Origin of the sequence: Streptomyces sp. NBC_01363 (assembly GCF_026340595.1) — a bacterium.
Lineage (GTDB): Bacteria > Actinomycetota > Actinomycetes > Streptomycetales > Streptomycetaceae > Streptomyces.
In genome coordinates this window covers 1,354,080-1,373,649 of record NZ_JAPEPF010000002.1, presented here as the reverse complement: position 1 = coordinate 1,373,649, position 19,570 = coordinate 1,354,080, and the positions used below count along the sequence as shown (strand labels likewise).

13 protein-coding genes and 3 pseudogenes are annotated in these 19,570 nt (G+C 71.4%); 6 read left to right on the top strand and 10 right to left on the bottom strand.

Going from position 1 to position 19,570, the window contains the following annotated elements; all coding sequences use genetic code 11:
* Positions 1-11 precede the first annotated feature (11 nt).
* Both OG611_RS33995 and OG611_RS33990 read right to left on the bottom strand, forming a co-directional pair.
* Positions 12-2,528 carry a SpoIIE family protein phosphatase gene (locus tag OG611_RS33995; protein WP_266431377.1) on the bottom strand — a complete coding sequence of 839 codons (2,517 nt, stop codon included), beginning with the start codon at positions 2,526-2,528 and terminating at the stop codon, positions 12-14.
* Between the two features lie 83 nt (positions 2,529-2,611).
* Positions 2,612-4,090, bottom strand: a complete 1,479-nt coding sequence (locus tag OG611_RS33990; protein ID WP_266429083.1) for an amidase — start codon at positions 4,088-4,090, stop codon at positions 2,612-2,614.
* Positions 4,091-4,340: 250 nt separating this feature from the next.
* Here OG611_RS33990 and OG611_RS33985 point away from each other — a divergent pair, with 250 nt between their 5' ends.
* Positions 4,341-5,003: a hypothetical protein gene (locus OG611_RS33985; protein ID WP_266429080.1), complete on the top strand. Its 663-nt coding sequence runs from the start codon at positions 4,341-4,343 to the stop codon at positions 5,001-5,003.
* Positions 5,000-6,040, top strand: a complete 1,041-nt coding sequence (locus tag OG611_RS33980; RefSeq protein ID WP_266429077.1) for a nucleotidyl transferase AbiEii/AbiGii toxin family protein — start codon at positions 5,000-5,002, stop codon at positions 6,038-6,040. Before OG611_RS33985 ends, OG611_RS33980 begins: the two co-directional genes overlap by 4 nt.
* Before the next feature lie 61 nt (positions 6,041-6,101).
* Here OG611_RS33980 and OG611_RS33975 read toward each other — a convergent pair whose 3' ends face one another.
* Positions 6,102-6,455, bottom strand: coding sequence for a hypothetical protein (locus OG611_RS33975; protein ID WP_266429075.1), 354 nt, complete (start codon positions 6,453-6,455; stop codon positions 6,102-6,104).
* A gap of 219 nt (positions 6,456-6,674) precedes the next feature.
* Here OG611_RS33975 and OG611_RS33970 point away from each other — a divergent pair, with 219 nt between their 5' ends.
* On the top strand, positions 6,675-7,451 hold the full coding sequence (locus tag OG611_RS33970) for a hypothetical protein (RefSeq protein ID WP_266429072.1): 777 nt from the start codon (positions 6,675-6,677) through the stop codon (positions 7,449-7,451).
* Here OG611_RS33970 and OG611_RS33965 read toward each other — a convergent pair.
* The 3 genes from OG611_RS33965 to hydA all read right to left on the bottom strand — a co-directional run bounded on the left by OG611_RS33965 (position 7,414) and on the right by hydA (position 11,482).
* On the bottom strand, positions 7,414-8,964 hold the full coding sequence (locus OG611_RS33965; RefSeq protein ID WP_266429069.1) for an NCS1 family nucleobase:cation symporter-1: 1,551 nt from the start codon (positions 8,962-8,964) through the stop codon (positions 7,414-7,416). The genes OG611_RS33970 and OG611_RS33965 overlap by 38 nt on opposite strands.
* A 104-nt stretch (positions 8,965-9,068) precedes the next feature.
* Positions 9,069-10,070 (bottom strand): TIGR03842 family LLM class F420-dependent oxidoreductase, encoded by a 1,002-nt coding sequence (locus OG611_RS33960; RefSeq protein WP_266429066.1) that lies wholly within the window; start codon positions 10,068-10,070, stop codon positions 9,069-9,071.
* 11 nt (positions 10,071-10,081) lie between these two features.
* Complete coding sequence (gene hydA, locus OG611_RS33955) at positions 10,082-11,482, bottom strand: dihydropyrimidinase (RefSeq protein WP_266429063.1); 1,401 nt, start codon at positions 11,480-11,482, stop codon at positions 10,082-10,084.
* 337 nt (positions 11,483-11,819) lie between these two features.
* Between hydA and OG611_RS33950 the strand changes: the two genes are divergently transcribed.
* Positions 11,820-13,700: an alkaline phosphatase family protein gene (locus tag OG611_RS33950; protein WP_266429060.1), complete on the top strand. Its 1,881-nt coding sequence runs from the start codon at positions 11,820-11,822 to the stop codon at positions 13,698-13,700.
* A 372-nt stretch (positions 13,701-14,072) separates the two neighbouring features.
* Positions 14,073-14,678, top strand: a pseudogene (locus tag OG611_RS33945) (MFS transporter); the annotation flags it as partial.
* A 163-nt stretch (positions 14,679-14,841) separates the two neighbouring features.
* On the opposite strand, the pseudogene OG611_RS33940 reads toward OG611_RS33945, so the two are convergent.
* The 4 genes and pseudogenes from OG611_RS33940 to OG611_RS33925 all read right to left on the bottom strand — a co-directional run.
* Positions 14,842-15,144, bottom strand: a pseudogene (locus tag OG611_RS33940) (hydantoinase/oxoprolinase N-terminal domain-containing protein); the annotation flags it as partial.
* A gap of 172 nt (positions 15,145-15,316) precedes the next feature.
* Positions 15,317-15,736, bottom strand: a pseudogene (locus tag OG611_RS33935) (nuclear transport factor 2 family protein); the annotation flags it as partial.
* A gap of 85 nt (positions 15,737-15,821) precedes the next feature.
* Positions 15,822-17,105: an aspartate aminotransferase family protein gene (locus tag OG611_RS33930; RefSeq protein ID WP_266429058.1), complete on the bottom strand. Its 1,284-nt coding sequence runs from the start codon at positions 17,103-17,105 to the stop codon at positions 15,822-15,824.
* On the bottom strand, positions 17,102-17,944 hold the full coding sequence (locus OG611_RS33925) for a nitrilase-related carbon-nitrogen hydrolase (protein WP_266429056.1): 843 nt from the start codon (positions 17,942-17,944) through the stop codon (positions 17,102-17,104). Before OG611_RS33925 ends, OG611_RS33930 begins: the two co-directional genes overlap by 4 nt.
* Before the next feature lie 277 nt (positions 17,945-18,221).
* Here OG611_RS33925 and OG611_RS33920 point away from each other — a divergent pair, with 277 nt between their 5' ends.
* Positions 18,222-19,490 (top strand): aminotransferase class I/II-fold pyridoxal phosphate-dependent enzyme, encoded by a 1,269-nt coding sequence (locus OG611_RS33920; RefSeq protein WP_266429053.1) that lies wholly within the window; start codon positions 18,222-18,224, stop codon positions 19,488-19,490.
* The last annotated feature ends 80 nt before the right edge of the window (positions 19,491-19,570 follow it).

Here is a 19,570-nt window from a genome sequence, read left to right as displayed (position 1 = left end):
GGCCCGAAGTCTCAAGGTCCCGTCGCCGGGATCTCCTGCTCGGTCCAGATGATCTTGCCTTCGGCCGTGTAGCGGGTGCCCCAGCGGCGGGTGAGCTGGGCGACGAGGAAGAGGCCTCGGCCGCCCTCGTCCGTGGTGCGGGCGTGCCTGAGCCGCGGCGAGGTGCTGCTGGTGTCGGAGACCTCGCAGATCAGCACGGACTGGCGCAGCAGCCGGAGCCGGATCGGCCCGGTGGCGTAGCGCACCGCGTTGGTGACCAGCTCGCTGACGATCAGCTCGGTCGTCATCTCCAGTTCCTCCAGGCCCCAGGTCCGCAGCAGCTGGGCGGTCCGGGCCCGGACCCCGGCGACGGCGGCCGGGTCGTCGGGGACTTCCCACGAGACGACGTGGTCAGCGCTCAGCTCGTGGGTACGGGCGAGCAGCAGGGCGACGTCATCGGGCTGGGGCACCGAAACCAGCTGCTCCACGACCGACGCGCACAGGGCGTCGAGCGGTAGTCCGCGCTGGGCCAGGGCGCCGCCGAGCCGGGACATGCCGAGATCGGGGTCCCAGTCCCTTCCCTCGATGAGTCCGTCGGTGTAGAGGCCGATCAGGCTCCCTTCCGGCAGGGTGATCTCCGCCGTCTCGAACGGCATTCCGCCCAGGCCCAGCGGGGGTCCTGCGGGCAGTTCGGGAAAGCTGACGCGCCCGTCCGGGGCGACGACGACGGGCGGCGGGTGGCCGGCGCGTGCCATGGTGCACTGCTGGGTGACCGGGTCGTACACGGCATACAGGCAGGTGGCGCCGAGCACGGGTGTGCCGCCGCCCTCCTCACCCTCGGGTTCCGCGTCGCTCAGGCGGAGCACGAGGTCGTCGAGGTGGGCGAGGAGCTCGTCGGGCGGCAGGTCCATGTCGGCGAGGGTGTGGACCGCGGTGCGGAGCCGACCCATGGTGGCCGCGGCGCCGATGCCGTGGCCGACGACGTCGCCCACGACCAGGGCGACCCGGGCGCCGGACAGCGGGATCACGTCGAACCAGTCGCCGCCGACACCGTCCTTGGCATCCGCCGGGAGGTAGGACGAGGCCACGTCCAGGGCCATTCCGCCGGGCAGTGAGTGCGGGAGCAGACTGCGCTGCAGGGTCAGCGCCGCGATGTGCTCGTGGGTGTAGCGGCGGGCGTTGTCCACGCACACGGCCGCCCGTGCCACCATCTCGCGGGCCGGAAGCACATCGTCCGGTTCGAAGGGGGCGGGATTCACCGACCGGATGAAGGTGGTCAGGCCGAGCACCGTGTCCCGGGCCCGCATCGGTACGGAGATGAGGGAATGGAGTCCGTATTCGCGGATGCGCGCCGCCCTGTCGGGCTGTTCGGCCGACCACGCGTGGTTGTCGGCGTCGAGGACCGGGATGAGGACGGGTTCGCCGTCGATCAGGAACCGCATGTCGTGGGGCGGGGGCACGAAGTCCACGGGTTCCCCGACCCGGTTGACCGCCTCCGGGCAGCCCTCGTGCACCGAACTCATCCCTGCGCGGCGCATCCTCGGCCGAGAGGAGCCGGTGAGGGCACCGGAACGGGCGAGCTCCGGCCTGGACAGCCCCGTGCCCGGGGGCCACGGGCCGGGCTCATCGGGCCTGGCGACCGTCTCCAGCAGGTCGACGACGACGAAGTCGGCGAACCGCGGCACCGCGAAGTCGGCCAGCTCCTGAGCCGTACGCATCACGTCCAGGGTGGAGCCGATACTGGCTCCGGCATCGTTGACCATGGCCAGGCGCTGCTGGGCATTCCACCGGTCGGTGACGTCCATCACCATGTAGCAGACGCCGGTGACACTGCCATCGCTGTCGGTCAGCGGGAGGTACGACGTGGAGTAGGCGCGCTTGCGGCGCGGATCGGCCCAGGTCCAGCCCAGGTACTCGTAGTCGATGACGGGGACCCCGGTGTCCAGCACACCGCGCATCAGCGTCTCGATGGCCTCGGCCTCCAACCCCGGGAGCACTTCGCTCAACCGGCGGCCCATGCGGTCCTCGCGCGGAACGCCGCCGAGGCGTTCCAGGGTGTCGTTCATCCAGGTGTAGCGAAGGGCCGGGCTCAACACCGCGATGCCGATCGGCGAGCCGGTCAGGAAGGCGTCCAGCACGGACTGCCCGACCGTCCACTCCGGCCGCCGTTCGCGTCCGGAGACCAGGAAGCACTCCCGGCCGTCCAGGTGAAAGGAGGCCGAGACCCGGAGGTCCAGCTCGACCTGGCCGCCGTCGCGCCGCCGCACGTCGGCGACGCCCCGCCACCCCACGCCCGCGCGGCAGCGCTCGGCGATCCCGGCCACCCGGACCGGGTCCTCGGGCATGGCGAGCAGGAAGCCGGCGGACCGCCCGACCACCTCAGCGGCCCGGTACCCCAGCAGGTCCTGCGCGCTGTGTGTCCAGCCCACGACCGTTCCGGTGTCGGCGACCACCGCGGTCGCGTCGGTCGCCGTGTCGTAGGAGTGCCGGGATGTGCTGGGCGGCGAGGGCTCGGCGCCGGGCGCCGACTGCGGACCTGCACACGCCATACTGGCCACCACCCATCCACTCCTTGTCCATGATCCCGCCTCCCGCGCTCAGGTGCGAGCGACCGCGGGCGGGCACGGGGTGGTCAGTCCCCGGCCCCACCCGGCGCCGGCCCGGCGGGCGAGGCCGGGGGCCGGTGCTCGTACCAACGCCGGTCGGCCTCCAGTTGAGCGGCGAGCGAGATCAGCCGCTCCTCGCTGCGGGACGGGCCGAGCAGCTGCGCCCCGACGGGCAGCCCGTCGGCGGTGAACCCGGCCGGTACGTTGATGCCGGGCCAGCCCAGCACGTTCCAGGGCCAGGCGTACGGGCAGGCCTCGGTCATCGCCAGATCGGTGCGCCAGGCGCTCAGCCCGTCGAACCGGCCGATCGGGGGCGGCGGCAGGGCAGTCGTCGGGGTCAGCAGTACGTCGTACCCGGCGCGGCCCCGGGCGGGACGGAAGAACGCGCCGATCCTGCGGTGCTGACGCACCTCCCGCTCCCTGGCCGCCCGCACCACCCGGCCGCCGAGCCGGGTGCCGGTGCGCAGCGCGCTGCGGGTGCGCGGGTCGAGGAGGGCGGGGTCGGGGTGGCGGGCGGCGAGTTCGGCGATCCCGGCGGTGGCGCGGGGGACGAAACCGAGGCCGATCAGCCCGTACTGGGGTCTCGCCTCCTCGACGTCGTGGCCCAGTCGGGTGAGGGTCTCGGCCAGGGCCAGGACGGCACGCCGCACCTCGGGGTGGGGCGCGGAGCCGGTGAGGGTGAGCGGGGGGCGCCAGGCGAGGGCGATGCGCAGTCGGCCGGGGTCGCGGCGGGCGGCGGTCGCGGCGGCGACGGGGGGCGGCCGGTGCGGGTCGTCGGGATGGGATCCGGCGACCGCGTCGAGCAGCAGTGCGGCGTCGGCGACGGTCCTGGCGAGCGGCCCGTTGACGGTCAGGCCCTGGAAGGCGTCGATGTGCGGGTGGCCGGAGATCCGGCCGCGCTGGGGCTTGATGCCGACGAGATGGGTCCAGGCCGCCGGGATACGGACGGACCCGGCGCCGTCCGAGCCGAGCGCGGCGGGTACGAGACCGGCCGCGACAGCCGCCGCGGAGCCGCCGGACGAGCCGCCGGGGGTGTGGCCGGTGTGCCACGGGTTGCGGGTGGCGCCGAAGGCGGGGCCCTCGGTGAACGGCCACTGGCCGAGCTCGCAGGAGTTGGTCTTCCCGACGATCACGGCCCCGGCCGCCCGCAGCCGGCGTACGGCCTCGCTGTCCGCGGTCGCGGCGGGCAGATCGCCGTCGCAGCCGAAGTAGGTCGGCATCCCGAGGACATCCGTGTCGTCCTTGACGGCCACCGGCACGCCGAGCAGGGGCAGCCGCTCCCCCTTCGCGAGCCGTCGGTCGGCCTCGGCGGCCTCGGCGAGCGCGGCCTCGGCGCGCAGATGCCTGAAGGCGTTGAGGGTGCCCTGGCTCGCTTCGATACGGTGCAGCGCGGCGGACACCTGCCCGACCGAGGTGGTGCGGCCCTCGGCCAGCTCCCGTGCGCTGTCGGCCAGCCCCGTCGGGCCGGCCGGTCCGGTGGTTTCCACGGCTTCCGTTGAGGACATGGGCTGATTGCCTTCCTCGTATCGGCAGAGGCGCGCGGCGCGTCTGTGGGCCCGAAGCATCTGTGTGTCTGACGCATCTGTATGCCCGAACGAACTTACCGGAGGGTAACGAGTAGCGAGCGGTCCGCTCAACCGTTCGGTGGAATGTGGGCGGGCATCCCACCGGAACCCGAGTATCAGCATCGATGTCAGTGCCGCTTGCTACGTTCCCCGGTGGAAACGGGCGGCGGAAGCACTGCTGGAGGGGTACGTGGAAGCAGAGTTCGAGGGCGAGTTCGAGACTCACCTCACGGTGCGGTTCGACCCCCGGGCCGACGGGGCGGCGGAGGGCGAGCGGCTGGCGCGCTGGGCGGAGCGGCACGGCCTGAAGCTCACCCGCATCGTCCTGGACCGCGGTGCCGTGCCCGACCAGCCCATGCTGACCGAGCAGGGGCGGGGTTCGCTCTCCCGGCAGCGGGCCGCCGCGGGGCTCCGGGCCGACGCGCTGCGCGCGGCGGGGTTCCCCGTCGTGCGCGTGAAGATCGAGGCCGCGCCGTGGAACGAGGGCATACCCCGGACGGCCGACGAGGCCGCCGCGCTGTCCCCCGACTGCCACTTCGAGCACCACGTCAAGCTGCTGCTCTCCGGCGAACCCGACCTCGCCGTCGCGCGGGCCGCGGCCGTGCGGCACAGCGCGCACCTGTCGCGCAACGCCCGCCGCACCGACGGGCAGGGGCGCCACGAGCGGTTCGTCACGCAGCGCTGCCGCGCGATCGGCCGGTCCGGGGCGCGGGCCCGGCTCGACGCGCTCCTGCGCGCGCTGGACGGCGCGGGGCTCGAAGTCCTGGAGATCGAGGAGGAGTTCGTGGTGCACGACGACCATCCGGCGGTGGACGCAGGCTGGATCGACGAGCGGGCCGGGGCGGCGCTGTGAGCACGGGCGACCGCCCCGTTCCCGGGGAGCCGGCCTTCGACGACCCGGCGCTCGCTCCGCGCTGGCGGGCCGCCCGGCGCGCCGTCCAGGACCATCTGCTGCGTGTGATCGCCGGGTCGCCGTGGGGCGACCAGCTGGTTCTGCGCGGCAGCCTCCCGCTCCAGGCGTGGGTGGGCGCGGCGGCACGGGATCCGGGCGATCTGGACTGGGTCGTGTTCGGGCCGTCGGCGGAGGAGTTCGTGGACCGCCTCGACCCGTACCCGTACGTCGACGGGATCGAGACGGTCCAGCACTGGCCGGAAGCCGCGCACGGCGCGGCCGCTCCCGAGCTGTGGACGGACGAGGAGAGCCACGAGACCGCCAGCGCCCGGCCCGTGCTCGCCCCCGAGGGGCTGCGTTGGGTCGAGATCGAGGGCCCCGACGACATCGATCCGCCCTCCTCCCCCACCGAGGAGGTCGTCGCCGCCCTGACGGCCGGGCCGCAGCCGCCCGAGGGGATACGCATCGAGCCGAGCCGGGTGACGTCGGACGGGGCGTGGATGTACCGGGAGTACGAGACGCCCGGCGTGCGGGTCGTCGTGCCCTGGCAGGCCGACGGCCTGCCGCCGGGCGAGCTGCGGATGGACTTCGCGCAGGACGAGCGGCTGCCCCGGGCCCCGGTGTGGACGGCCTGTCCGCGTGGTGATGGCGGGCCGCCGACGCCGGTCCGGACCGCGGACCCGGGGCTCTCGCTCGCCTGGAAGCTGCTGTGGCTCGCCGAGGACCAGGAGGCGGAGGGCCGGTCGGCGGCCAAGGACCTGTACGACGCGGTGCTGCTCGCGGAGTACCGAAGGACGCGGCTCTCGCCCCGCCTGCTGCACACCGTGCTCGGCCCGCACGCGGAGGGCTTCACTCCCCGGGTGGTGCTGGACTGGCCGGTGGACTGGGCCCGGTTCCACGCCGCGCACCCGTGGGTGGACAGCGGCCCGGACCGGCTGCGGGCGCGGCTGGCCGCCGCGCTGCCACGGCTGCTGGAGCAAAGCGCCCCGCAGCCATGACGGCCGGACCGGACCGGCCACCGGGGCACAGCGGCCGGTCCGGCGGAGGTGCGGACGCGGCCTACGGCTGGACGGTGATCTCGCCGATGCCGGTGCCGAGGCCGGCACAGTGCGCGGTGGACTGACCGGACTGACCGGGGGCGAGTGTGACGTGCTCACCGTCCACGTCCGGGGACCAGCCGCAGACCAGGTGCACCCAGAAGGTCTGCGTCGTGCTGCCGTCGTTGCGGCACAGCGCGTAGCCCGTGTAGTCGTCGATCTCGTGCTTTCCGGTGTCGCAGGACAGACCGGGCGGCGTCGCCGCGGCTGTCACGGCGGTGGCGACGGTCGCGGGAACGGCGAGCGCGGCGGCCGTCCCCGCCACGACGGCGCCCCGGAGCACGGCCCTGGACACACTCCCCATCGACAGCTTCATGTCTCCCTGTTCCTCCTCGCTGGTGGTGAACCCGGTGCGCCGACAACCGTCCCCCACCGCCGATAACACAAAACGAGGCAAAACCTCACACTGTGTATACGCCGCGGGGTGTTCTCCGCCGCGCGACCGGACCGCCCCCGGCGTACGCTCGGAGCAATCGGATGCACCTGAACAGGCCCGAGGGGTTCCGCACCCCGCGGGTTCTACGAGGGGGGCGACGTGACCGGTCGACACAGCGGCACACGCCCTGCCGTCTGGGCGGCGGTCGTCGTGCTGGGACTCACCGGCGGCAGCGCGCTGGGCGGCGGTGCGGCACGGGCGGACGACGGCATCGACAAGCTTTCCGCGCAGCAGATCGCGGACCGTTCGCGCGACGCCCTCCTGAGCGCCCGTTCCCTGCACCTCAGCATGCGCGGCGACCTCGGCGACAGCGCCCCGCCGATGACTCTGGAGCTCACCCTGGACCGGGACGGGAACTGCAACGGGTCGGTGGATCTCGGCCACAGCCAGGGTTCGGTCCGGATCGTGAAGCGTGGCGACGAGGTCTGGGTCAAGCCTGACGCGAACTTCTGGAAGAGCCAGGTTCCGGGCGGTGGTTCGGCCTTCGCCGCGATCCTCAACGGGCGTTACATGAAGGGTTCGGCCACCGACCCGCGACTGCGCAGCCTGGCGGACGGCTGCGATCTGGACACCTTCCAGAAGCTCGTCGGCGACAACGCCGACAACGACCGGGGGACGCTGAACAAGGGCAGGAAGACCACGCTCGACGGGGCTCCCGTGGTGCCGCTGACCAGGATGCGGGACGGCCGGACGCTGACGATGTACGTGGCGGCCACGGGCAAACCGTATCCCCTGAGGATCACGATTCGGGGCGGTGGGGCGGACGCGGTCGTGGGCTTCTCGGCCTTCGACAAGCCGGTGCCCACGACCACGCCGCCGCCGGATCAGACGTACGACATCAGTGCTCTGCTGGGCCGTACGTCCGCGCCGGTGTGACGCCGGACCGGCCGCTGAACACCACGTACAGCAGCAACGACGAGGCCAGCCCGACCGCCCAGCCGTAGTCCGCGAGCGGCTTGAGGAACGGGATGAGACCGCCGGCCGGGAACGGGCCCGTCCCGGGGGCGGAGTGCGAGCCGCCGATCGCGAGGACGCCGCCGACGGCGAACGCGACGACGGCCCGCCAGTTCCAGCCGTTCGTGTACCAGTAACGGCCACCGGGGCGGTAGAGGTCCGCGAGGTCGAGCACGGTGCGGCGGACGATCCAGTAGTCGGCGATCAGGATGCCCGCGACCGTTCCCAGCAGCCCGCCGACCAGACCGAGCCAGGTGAAGATGTACAGCTCCGGGGTCTCGGTGAGCTTCCACGGCATGATGAGGACGCCGACGACGCCCGTGGTCAGGGCGCCCGTACGGAAGTTGATGAACCGGGGCGCGAGGTTCGCGAGGTCGTACGCGGGTGACACGACGTTCGCCGCGATGTTCACGGAGACCGTGGCGACCAGCACCGTCACCAGGGCGTAGAGCAGCCCGAAGACGTTGTCGGTCCTGGCGACGAGCTGGACCGGGTCCCAGATCGCCTCGCCGTACACGGCCTGCGAGCCGGAGGTGACCAGGACGGAGAGGAGTGCGAAGAGCGTCATCGTGGTCGGCAGGCCGAGTGCCTGGCCCCGGATCTGGGCGCGTTGGCCGGCCCCGAAGCGGGTGAAGTCGGGGATGTTCAGCGAGAGCGTGGCCCAGAACGCGATCATGCCCATCAGCGAGGGGAAGAAGACCGGCCAGAACTCCTTGCCCCAGCCGAGCTTCGAGGGCTGGTCGAGCAGCGGGCCGAAGCCGCCCGCCTTGACGGCGACCCAGACCAGCAGCACGACGGCGCCGACGATGACGAACGGCGCCGCCCAGTTCTCGAACCGCCGCAGGGCGTCCATCCCCCGGTAGATGATGGCGAGTTCGAGCGCCCAGAAGAGGACGAAGCAGAGCCAGAGCGTCCACGGCTGCCCGCCGATCTCGGACGCCTTCGCCCAGCCGCCGAAGATCTTCCCCAGCAGGGTGAAGATGCCGACGCCACCGATCCAGGTCTGGATGCCGAACCAGGCGCAGGCCACCGCGGCCCGGATCAGTGCGGGCAGGTTGGCGCCGCGCAGCCCGAAGGAGGCGCGGGCCAGCACCGGGAAGGGGATGCCGTACTTGGGTCCGGCGTGCCCGGTGAGCAGCATGGGGCCGAGCACGATCAGGTTGGCCAGCGCGATGGTGAAGACGGCCTGTTTCCAGTCCATGCCGAGGGCCACGAGACCGGAGGCCAGCAGCCAGGACGGGATGTTGTGGGCCATGCCCACCCAGAGCGCGGCGAAGTTGTACGTCGTCCAGCGGCGCCGTTCCAGCGGGACGGGCAACAGGTCGTCGTTGACGAACCGGTTGTCGGTGGGGACGGCGCCGGGGGCGAGTTCGATGCGCCCCGAGGGGCCGGATATCGGGTCCTGCGATGGAATCGGTGGGACGGTCGAGGTCATGGCGGCTGGACCCTTCGCTCGGGAACGGTGCCGTGCGGGGCGGGGGCGGCGGTGCGGGGACGGGGGTGCGGACAGCCGTGGGGCGCGGCCGAGGGAGGGAAGGGTCAGTCGGACAGGGCGGGGATGATCTGCGCGCCGTAGGCGTCGATCGTCGCCTCCCGCGCGTCGTGCATGTTGTATACGGCGAACTGGTCGACGCCCAGATCGCGCAGGACCCGCAGCTTCTCGATGTGCGCCTCGGCGGGGCCCAGCAGGCAGAACCGGTCGACGATCTCGTCCGGCACGAAGGTGGTGTCGGGGTTCCCGGCCCGGCCGTGGTGGCTGTAGTCGTAGCCGTGCCGGTCCTTGATGTAGGCGGTCAGGGCCTCGGGGACGAGCCCGGAGTGTGCGCCGTACCGGGAGACGAGGTCCGCGACGTGGTTGCCGACCATGCCGCCGAACCAGCGGCACTGCTCGCGGGCGTGGTCGAGGTCGTCGCCCACATAGGCGGGGGCGGCGACGCAGATCGTCACGGAGTCCGGGTCGCGGCCCGCCTCTGCCGCCGCGTCCCGTACCGCCTTGATCATCCACTCGGTGAGGAACGGGTCGGCGAGCTGGAGGATGAAGCCGTCGGCCTTCTGTCCGGCGAGGGCGAGCGCTTTCGGGCCGTACGCGCCCATCCAGACGGGGAGTCTGCCGTCCTTCACCCAGGGGATCTGGACCGGCTGCCCGTCGACGGTCGCCTCGCGTCCCTCGGCGAGGTCGCGGATGACGTCGATGGCCTCGCCGAGCCGGGCCAGCGTGTTGGGTCTGCGTCCGGCGACACGCATCGCCGAGTCGCCCCGTCCGATGCCGCAGACGGTGCGGTTGCCGTACATGTCGTTGAGGGTGGCGAAGGTCGAGGCGGTCACCTCCCAGGTGCGGGTGCCCGGGTTGGTGACCATGGGACCGACGACGAGGTGTTCGGTGTGTTCGAGGATCTGGCTGTAGATGACGAACGGTTCCTGCCAGAGCACCGTCGAGTCGAAGGTCCAGCCGTAGCGGAAGCCGTTGCGTTCGGCGCGGCGCATCAGACCGACGACGGCCGAGGCGGGCGGGTCGGTCTGGAGGACGAGTCCGAAGTCCATGACGGGTGCTCCTAGTCCAGGTACTGACAGGTGGCGCGCGGGGTGTAGCTGCCGTGTCCGGCCCGGCCGGTGAACTTCCGTGCGTCGATGACGACTTCACCGCGCGAGAGGACCGTTTCGACCTGGCCGGTGATCCGTTTCCCCTCGTACGCCGAGTAGTCGACGTTCATGTGATGGGTCTCGGCGGAGATGGTCTGTTCGGCGGTCGGATCGTAGATGACGACGTCGGCGTCGGCGCCCGGGGCGATGGTGCCCTTCTTCGGGTAGAGGCCGAACATCCGGGCCGGGGAGGCGCAGGCGATCTCGATCCAGCGGCGGCGCGAGATGTGACCGTCCACGACCGCCTGATGGAGGAGGTCCATCCGGTTCTCCACGCCGGGCATCCCGTTGGGGATCTTGGAGAAGTCGCCGCGGCCCATCTCCTTCTGGCCGGAGAAGCAGAAGGGGCAGTGGTCGGTGGAGACGACCTGGAGTTCGTTGTTCCTGAGCCCCCGCCAGAGCGCTTCCTGGTGCTCCTTGGGCCGCAGCGGGGTGGAGCAGACGTACTTGGCGCCCTCGAAGTCCGGCTCGGCCAGATTGTCGGTGGAGAGGAAGAGGTACTGCGGGCAGGTCTCGCCGAAGACCGGAAGTCCCTTGTGGCGGGCGGCGGCCACCTCGGCGACGGCCTCGTCCGCGGAGACGTGCACGACGTAGAGCGGGGAGCCGGCGACGCGGGCCAGCTGGATGGCGCGGTGGGTGGCCTCGGCCTCCAGTGCCACCCTGCGTACGTCGCCGTGGTGGCGCGGGTCGGTGCGGCCCTCGGCCAGGGCCTGTTCGACGAGTACGTCGATGGCGATGCCGTTCTCCGCGTGCATCATGATCAGGCCGCCGTTGTGGGAGGCCCGTTGCATGGCGCGCAGGATCTGGCCGTCGTCGCTGTAGAAGACGCCGGGATAGGCCATGAACAGCTTGAAGGAGGTGACGCCCTCCGACACCAGCAGGTCCATCTCCTTGAGCGTGGACTCGTTCACATCGGAGAGGATCATGTGGAAGGCGTAGTCGATGGCGCATGCGCCGTCGGCCTTCGCGTACCAGGCGTCGAGACCTTCGCGGACCGCGTGGCCCACTGACTGGATGGCGAAGTCGACGATCGTGGTGGTGCCGCCCCAGGCGGCCGCCCGGGTGCCGGTCTCGAAGGTGTCGGCGGCGTAGGTGCCGCCGAACGGCATCTCCATGTGCGTATGCGCGTCGACACCGCCCGGGATGACGTATTTGCCGGTGGCGTCGATCCTCCGGTCGGCGCTCCAGCTCTCGGCCGCGTCGGTGCCGTGCGCCGCGAGGGCCACGATGCGGCCGCCCTCGATGAGTACGTCGGCATGGATTTCGTCGGACGCGGTGATGACGAGACCACCGTGGATGACGGTGCGGCTCATGTACCCCTCCTCACTGTGGCGGAATGGGTCTACGCACGTAGACAAGGTGCGTGATGAAGAACGTAGAAGTGGGCTACCCACTGTGGCAATACCGCTGCCGCTAACCGCTGAAGACGTTTCTGTTTCATCCGCCCGGCACTCCACCGGCCCACAGCCGCGACGACACCCATGACCGCCGTCAGATAACGAAATGATGACGGGTCTGGTCCAAATGTTGAGTACGGTTCATGCGCCCGTCCCTTACGCGGGGTGGTTCGATCACCACCGACGGCGAGCCTCGGACACATCACCGGACTCCCCGATGTCCGGTGTCCACCGACCGATCCCGGAGGATCACGTGTCCCTGTCGCGCTCCGCGCGTACGGTGCTGGCCGCCGCCACCGTCGCCGCACTGCCGCTCGCCACCACCGCCGCCCACGCCCAGGGTTCCAAGGCCCCGGCCGCCGCCCCGTACGCCGGCCTGCCGTCCGGCACCAAGCAGGCGAAGACCCTGGTCATCGGCATCGACGGCGCCACCTTCGACTCCTTCTCGCGCGCCGATGTTCCGCACATCGAGCAGCTGATGGTCAAGGGCCTGACCGCCCGGAGCAACCTCTACGCCGACCCGATGGCCCCGACCGTCTCCGGCGCCGGCTGGTCGTCCATCGCCACCGGCGTCTGGCCCGACAAGCACAACGTGAAGGACAACAACTTCACGGCGCCGAACTACGGCCAGTACCCGGACTACGCGACCCGTCTGGAGACCGCCGACCCGGCCACGTCCACCCTGGTCGTCGGCACCTGGAGCCCGATCCCCCAGATCGTCTTCGGCGCGAAGACCGATCTGCGGATCGCGGGCGGCAACGACGAGGGCACCACGGCCAAGGCCGCCGACTACCTCGCGCACGGCAACCCCGACTCCACCTTCGTCCACCTCGACGAGGTCGACGGCGCCGGCCACAGCACCGGCTCCGCGAGCGACGCCTACCTCAAGGCCCTGAACACCGCCGACGCCCAGGTCGGCCGGCTGCTCGACGCCGTGACCTCGCGGCCGACGTACGCGAAGGAGGACTGGCTCGTCGTCGTCACCGCCGACCACGGCCACACCCCCACCGGCGGGCACGGCGGCAACACCCCGCTGGAGCGCGGCACGTTCGTGATCGCCCAGGGCAAGGGCATCCGGCCCGGTTCGGTGCGCGACGACGTCAAGATCACCGACATCGCGCCCACGGTCCTGCGCCACGAGGGCGTCGCCACCGACCCCGCCTGGAACCTCGACGGCACCTCGCTCGCCGAGCTGAAGCCGGACGCCTTCGACGCGCTGCGCCCCTCGCTCCGCGCGCCCGTCGACGAGACCAAGCTCCCGGCCGACGCCAAGGGGTGGACGAACACCGCGCCCGAGGGCTGGTCCATCGACAACTCGAAGATGCCGTCCGGCGGCGTCACCGAGTGGCGCGGCTGGTCCTTCGCCACGGACGAGTTCTGGACCAACGCCGAGCGCGGCCAGGGCCGCGAGACGAACGTCCGCGCCCGCAATGTGTTCGCGGTCGCCGACTCCGACGAGTGGGACGACAAGGCGCACGGCGCCGGACAGTTCGACTCCACCCTGGTCGGCCCCGCGTACCGGCTGAGCGGCGCGGCGAGGGCGACCGTCTCGTACGCGACGAACTACCGGGTCGACGGTCCGCAGACCGGCGACGTGTACGTCTCGTACGACGGCGGCACCCCGCAGCTCGTGAAGTCCTACCGGGCCGACAGCAACACCGTCGAGCGTCTTGGGCTCACCGTCCCGGCAGGCGCGCGGACGGCCCGGCTGAGCTTCCGCTACACCGGCACGAACAGCGCCTTCTGGACCATCGACCAGGTCGCCTTCGGCCAGCCCGACCCGCCCTCCCAGCTCGCCGTCGCCTCGCTGGCGGCCGACACGAAGCTCCTCGGCAGGCCCGGCTCCGAGGCGGCCTGGAAGGTCAGCGCGAACGGTGTGGTGAAGACCGCGCAGGGCAGGCCGGTGAAGGGCGCTAGGGTCACGGCCGAGCTGACGGCCGGCGGCAAGGTGCGGAAGCTGACCGGCACGACCAGGAAGGACGGCTCCGTCCGCTTCGGGGCGACGGTGCGCCGGGGTGTCGCCGAGGCCACGCTGAAGGTCACCGATGTGCGCTACCAGCACCTCGCGTACTACGGCGAGCTCGACCCGGTCCACAGCCTGGACCTCACCCGCCCCACCGGCCACCGGGGCTGACCGACCGGCCGGGCCCCGGAACCATGGACCGGGGCCCGGCCGCGACGTACCCACCGGCCCCGGCCCCGGCCGCTGCGCTCCCGCGCCGGGTTACCGTGGCAGTTCCCGCCGGTACGGCCCCCTCCACAGGCCGCCGGGGCACACAGCACAGCGGCCCTCCACTCCCCTGTGCGCTGCGCACAGGTTCCCGCTCCCGGGCCTGTCTACTGTGCCGCCATCCCCACCCTCCGAGGGGTGAGTCGGTCGGCACGAAAGCCTGGAGGACAACCGGTGAGCGCGACAACTGCACGTTCCGGTGCAACCGGAGAACCCCTGGAGACGGGGCCGGGCGGAACCGCGGGCCTGCGGCCCATCGGTTCCTCCTTCGAGGCCATGCCGTTCGGACGCGCCCATGTCCTGGCGGCGCTGGCCCTGTTCATGGCCTTCGTCATCGAGTCGTGGGAGCAGCTCGCCCTCGTCTATGTCTCCGGCGATCTCGGCGACGCGTTCTCCATCGACACCGGCCGGATCGGCTGGGTGCTGTCCGCCGTCGCACCCGGCATGATCCCCGGTGCGCTGGTCTGGGGTCCGGTCTCGGACCGGATCGGCCGGCGCGCGGTGTGTCTGTGGAGCCTGTCCGCCTACGGAGTCGTCGCGCTGGCCTCCGCCTTCTCCCCGAACTTCACGGTCCTGCTGGTCACCCGGGTGTTGTCGGGTCTGGCACTGGCCGGGATCTACACGGTCACCTTCCCGCACTTCCTGGAGCTGCTGCCGTCCCGGATGCGTGGCCGGGCCGCGGTCTATCTGTCGATCGGCTGGCCGATCGGGGTGCTGGCCGCGGTCGGCGTGACGCAGTTGCTGGCGGGCCTCGGCTGGCATGTGGTGGCCATCGCCTCCGCCCTGGCCGGGCTCTGGGTCTTCGCGATCCGCGCCTGGGTTCCGGAGTCCCCGTACTGGCTGGCCGCGCAGAACCGGCACGACGACGACGCCGCTGCCGTGCTGCGCAGGCTGGGCGTCGATGTCCCGGAGGGCACCCGCTTCGCCGTCGTCGCCCCCGAGCGGACCGGACGCCCGGTGGAGCTGCTGCGTGGCAGGCTGATGATCGCGAGTCGAAGCGGCCGCCCGCCTCGGCGGTGGCGTACCGGTCCACGAGCGGCACGGGCTTGCGGTAGTGCAGGTCGAACATGCGGTCCCGGTTGCCGCGGGCGATCGGGTAGACGTCGCGCAGCCCGGCCGAGGCGAGCAGCAGGACGCGGGCGCCCTTGCGTTCCAGCAGGGCGTTGAGGCCCTGGGTGGTGCCGTGGACGAAGAAGGAGATGTCGGCGGGGTCGTCGACCGCCCGGCCCAGCGAGGAGAAGACGCCCTCGGCGAGGTCTCCCGGCGTGGTGGGGGTCTTCGCCGCTTCGAAGGTGCCGCGCGTCTCGTCGTACGCGACGACATCGGTGAATGTGCCACCGATGTCCATGGCCACCCGGTAAGTCATGTCGCCTCCCGGCTTTCTCAGGGGAATGGCGTGACGCTATCGGCGGGGCGCGGCGACCGGCTGTGCGCTGCGCACGGTGTACAGGGTCCGGCCGTGCGCAGCGACCGGGGTCAGCCGACGGGGCCGGCTGCCGCACGTCCTCGTGGAGGTGGACGATCCGCCAGGACGCCCCGGCCCGGTGCAGGATCACGGTGTTCCGGATGAGCTCGGAACGGTGCGGGAGGCCGTCCGGGGCGGGGGCGAAGTCGACCCGGAGCCAGAACCTCAGGACGGCGATGTCGCCGAAGACGTCGATGGTGCGGTCGTACGCGGTGAGGCCGGTCTCCTGCGGCCCCTCACCCGCCGCCGGGCGGGCGTCGCGGATCCGGTCGAGGTCGGCCTTGCCGAGCAGGAGCGGATCGGCGGCGGAGTCCCAGACGGTCGCCCCGGGATCGAGTGCCCGGTCGATCCCGGCACGGTCGCCCGCGTCGTACGCCTCGTACATCGCGGTGAGGACGGCCCATACGGCGTCGGCGTCGGCCGCCGACGCACCCGGCCGGGCGGTGGACGGGAGAGGCAGGGTGTTCTCGGACATGGTGGTGCTCCTGAGCGGATCCGGGGGTGCGACGGCGGCCAAGCTACACAGCCGCCGACCGGGTCGCCGCCCGCACCCCCGTCGCTCATTCCACCGAGCGGAGGGCCTCGGCCAGGATCTTCGCGCCCTCCTCCGCCTCCGGGATGGTCAGGGTGAGCGGTGGTGCGATCCGCAGCACGCTGGTGTTGTGGCCGCCGCCCTTGCCGATGAGCAGACCGCCCTCGCGGGCCGCTTCGAGTACCGCCGCGGCCGCTTCCGGGTTCGCCTCGTCGGTGCCGGGCTTCACCAGCTCGATGCCGATCATCAGGCCCCGGCCGCGCACTTCGCGTACGCACTCGAAACCCGCGCCGATCGCGCGCAGCCGCTCGATCAGCAGACCGCCGACGCGCCGGGCGTTGCCCTGCAGGTCGTGTTCGAGGAGGTAGGAGAGGTTGGCGAGACCGGCCGCCATGGTGACCGGGGAGCCGCCGAACGTCGAAATGGAGTTGGCATCGAGGCAGTTCATGACGTCGGCGCGGGCCACGACACCGCCGATCGACATACCGTTCCCGATGCCCTTGGCGAAGGTGAGGATGTCCGGCGGCCCGTTCTCGCCGTGTGCCTGCCAGCCCCAGAAGTGCTCGCCGGAGCGCCCCCAGCCGGTCTGCACCTCGTCGGAGATCCACAGGACGCCGTGCCGGTCCAGGACCCGGCGGAACGCCGCGTAGAGGCCGTCGGGCGGTGAGGTGAATCCGCCGACGCCCTGGATGGGTTCGGCGATCAGGGCGGCCGGTGCCCGGGTGTGCCCGAGCAGGTCCTCCAGATCGGCGACACACGCCTGGATGAACTCCGCGTCACCGAGGTGCGCGTACGGCCCCCGGGTACGGACGCCGCCGTGCACGTACAGCGTCTGCAACGGCGACAGGCTGGTCGGTGACCAGGCGTTGTTGCCGGTGATGGAGACCGCGGAGAACGATCTGCCGTGGTAGCTGTTGCGCATCGCGAGGATCTGGTTCGACCTGCGGTACGCGGTGGCGAGCAGCAGTGCCGTGTCGTTGGCCTCGGTGCCGGAGGTGGTGAAGAAGACCCGGGCGTCCGGGATGCCGGAGAGCGTGGCGACGCGTTCGGCCAGCTCGATCATCGGCCGGTTGAGGTAGAGCGTGGAGGTGTGGATGATCCGGCCGGCCTGCTCGCCGACCGCCTTGGTCACCTCGGGCAGGGCGTGGGCGGTCATGGTGGTGAGGATGCCGCCGAAGAAGTCGAGATAGCGCCTGCCGTCGGCGTCCCAGACGTGCCGGCCCTCGCCGTGCGTGATCTCCAGTGGGTGCTTGTAGTAGAGCGCCAGCCAGTCGGGGCTGACGGCGAGATGGCGATGGTGCAGGCTGCTCACGGCTCGACCAGTCCTTCGTACGCGTCGGGGCGGCGGTCCCGGTAGAACGCCCACTGCTGCCTGACCTCGTCGATGAGGCCGAAGTCGAGGTCGCGGACGACGAGTTCCTCCTCCTTGTCGCTGGCGACCTCACCGACGAACTGGCCACGCGGGTCGACGAAGTAGCTGGTTCCGTAGAAGTCGTTGTCGCCGTACTCCTCCTGGCCGACGCGGTTGATCGCGGCGACGAAGTACTCGTTGGCGACGGCGGACGCGGGCTGTTCCAGCTGCCAGAGGTAGCTGGAGAGGCCGCGCGAGGTGGCGGACGGGTTGTACACCAACTGGGCGCCGTTGAGTCCGAGTTGACGCCACCCCTCGGGGAAGTGCCGGTCGTAGCAGATATAGACGCCGACCTTGCCGACGGCGGTGTCGAAGACCGGCCAGCCGACGTTTCCGGGCTTGAAGTAGTACTTCTCCCAGAACCCCTTGACCTGCGGGATGTGGTGCTTGCGGTACTTGCCCAGATAGGAGCCGTCGGCGTCGATCACGGCGGCGGTGTTGTAGTAGAAGCCGGACTGCTCGACCTCGAAGACCGGCACGACGATCACCATGCCGGTCTCGCGGGCGAGTTCCTGCATCCTGCGGACGGTCGGCCCGTCCGGAACGGCCTCGGCCCAGCGGTAGTGCTCGGGTTCCTGCACCTGGCAGAAGTAGGGAGCGTTGAACACCTCCTGGAAGCCGATGATCTTCGCGCCCCGACGGGCGGCCTCGCGCGCATGCTCCTCATGCTTGGCGATCATGGATTCGGTGTCGCCGGTCCAGGTCGCCTGGACGAGTGCGGCGCGAACGACTTGGGACATGAGCTGCTCCTTCGACGCGGCGTCAGAGAGCCTCAACGCATTTCTACGCCCGTAGACACGTGCGTAGAGGAGAACGTAAGCCCCGTCACACAGCGGGGCAAGACCATCGCCGTGAACCGGCGGAGTCGATCATGTTTCGCACCCGTGCGGTCCACACGTCCATCGTCTTTCCACCCCGGAGAGGACGGCTCCTGCCTCCCGGGCCATGGCCCCCGTGCGCCGGTTTGTATTCTCGGCAGGCGCCCCCGTCCGAGCGGCACCTGCGAGAGGAAACACCATGACCACCGAGCTGAGCCCCGACGCCCTGTCCGGACTCCTCGACCGGGCCCGTCAGGACTACCAGGACCTGGCGGGACTCGGACTCTCGCTCGACCTCACCCGGGGCAAGCCGGCCCCCGAGCAGCTCGACCTCTCCGAGGACCTGCTGAGTCTGCCGGGCGGACGGCACACCTCCGCCGACGGCACGGACGTACGCAACTACGGAGGGCTGCAGGGGCTGCCCGAGCTCCGGGAGATATTCGCCGGGGTGCTCCAGGTGCCGGCCGAACAACTGCTCGCGGCGGGGAACTCCAGCCTTGAGCTGATGCACGACTGCCTGGTGCACGCCCTGCTGAGCGTGCTGCCGGGCGCCGAGTCGCGCTGGGTGGATCAGGAACGCATCGCGTTCCTGTGTCCCGTGCCCGGCTACGACCGGCACTTCGCGCTCTGCGAGCACTTCGGGATCGACATGATCCCGGTGCCGATGACGGCCGAGGGCCCGGACATGGAGGTCGTGGAACGGCTCGCCGCCGAGGACCCGGCGATCAAGGGCATCTGGTGCGTGCCGAAGTACAGCAACCCGGACGGCGCCTGCTACAGCGACGCGACCGTGGCCCGCCTCGCCTCGATGAACACCGCCGCTCCCGACTTCCGGATCTTCTGGGACAACGCCTACGCCGCCCACCACCTCACCGACGAGCCCGTCGAGATCGCCGATCTGCTCGCCGCCTGTGCCGGGGCCGGAAACCCGGACCGGGCGTTCGTGTTCGGTTCCACCTCGAAGATCACCACGGCGGGCGCGGGCGTCGCGTTCTTCGGCTCGTCGCCCGCGAACCTCCAGTGGCTGCTCGGCAACAACGCCATGCGCTCGATCGGCCCGGACAAGGTGAACCAGCTGCGGCACGTCCTGTTCCTGCGCGACGCCGACGGGGTGCGGGGCCACATGGAGCGCCAGCGCGCCCTGCTCCAGCCCAAGTTCGAGGTGGTGGCCCGGATCCTGGACGCCGAGCTCGGCGGCACCGGGCTCGCGACCTGGACCTCGCCCAAGGGCGGGTACTTCGTCACCCTGGAGGTGCCGGACGGCTGCGCCAAGGAGGTCGTACGCCGTTCCGCCGAGGCGGGCATCGTGCTGACCCCGGCCGGTGCCACGCACCCGTACGGCGACGACCCGCGCGACGCGGTCATCCGGATCGCGCCCAGCTACCCGGGGCTCGCGGAGCTGGAGCAGGCCATCGCGGGGCTCGCCGTCTGCGTCAGGCTGGTGGGGTACGAGCAGCGGGCACACTGACCACTCCGTCAACTCCCTCCCCACTGTTTCCCGTTCGAGTGATGTGCGGCATTTCAGGAGGATCCCGGAACGGTCTGGGC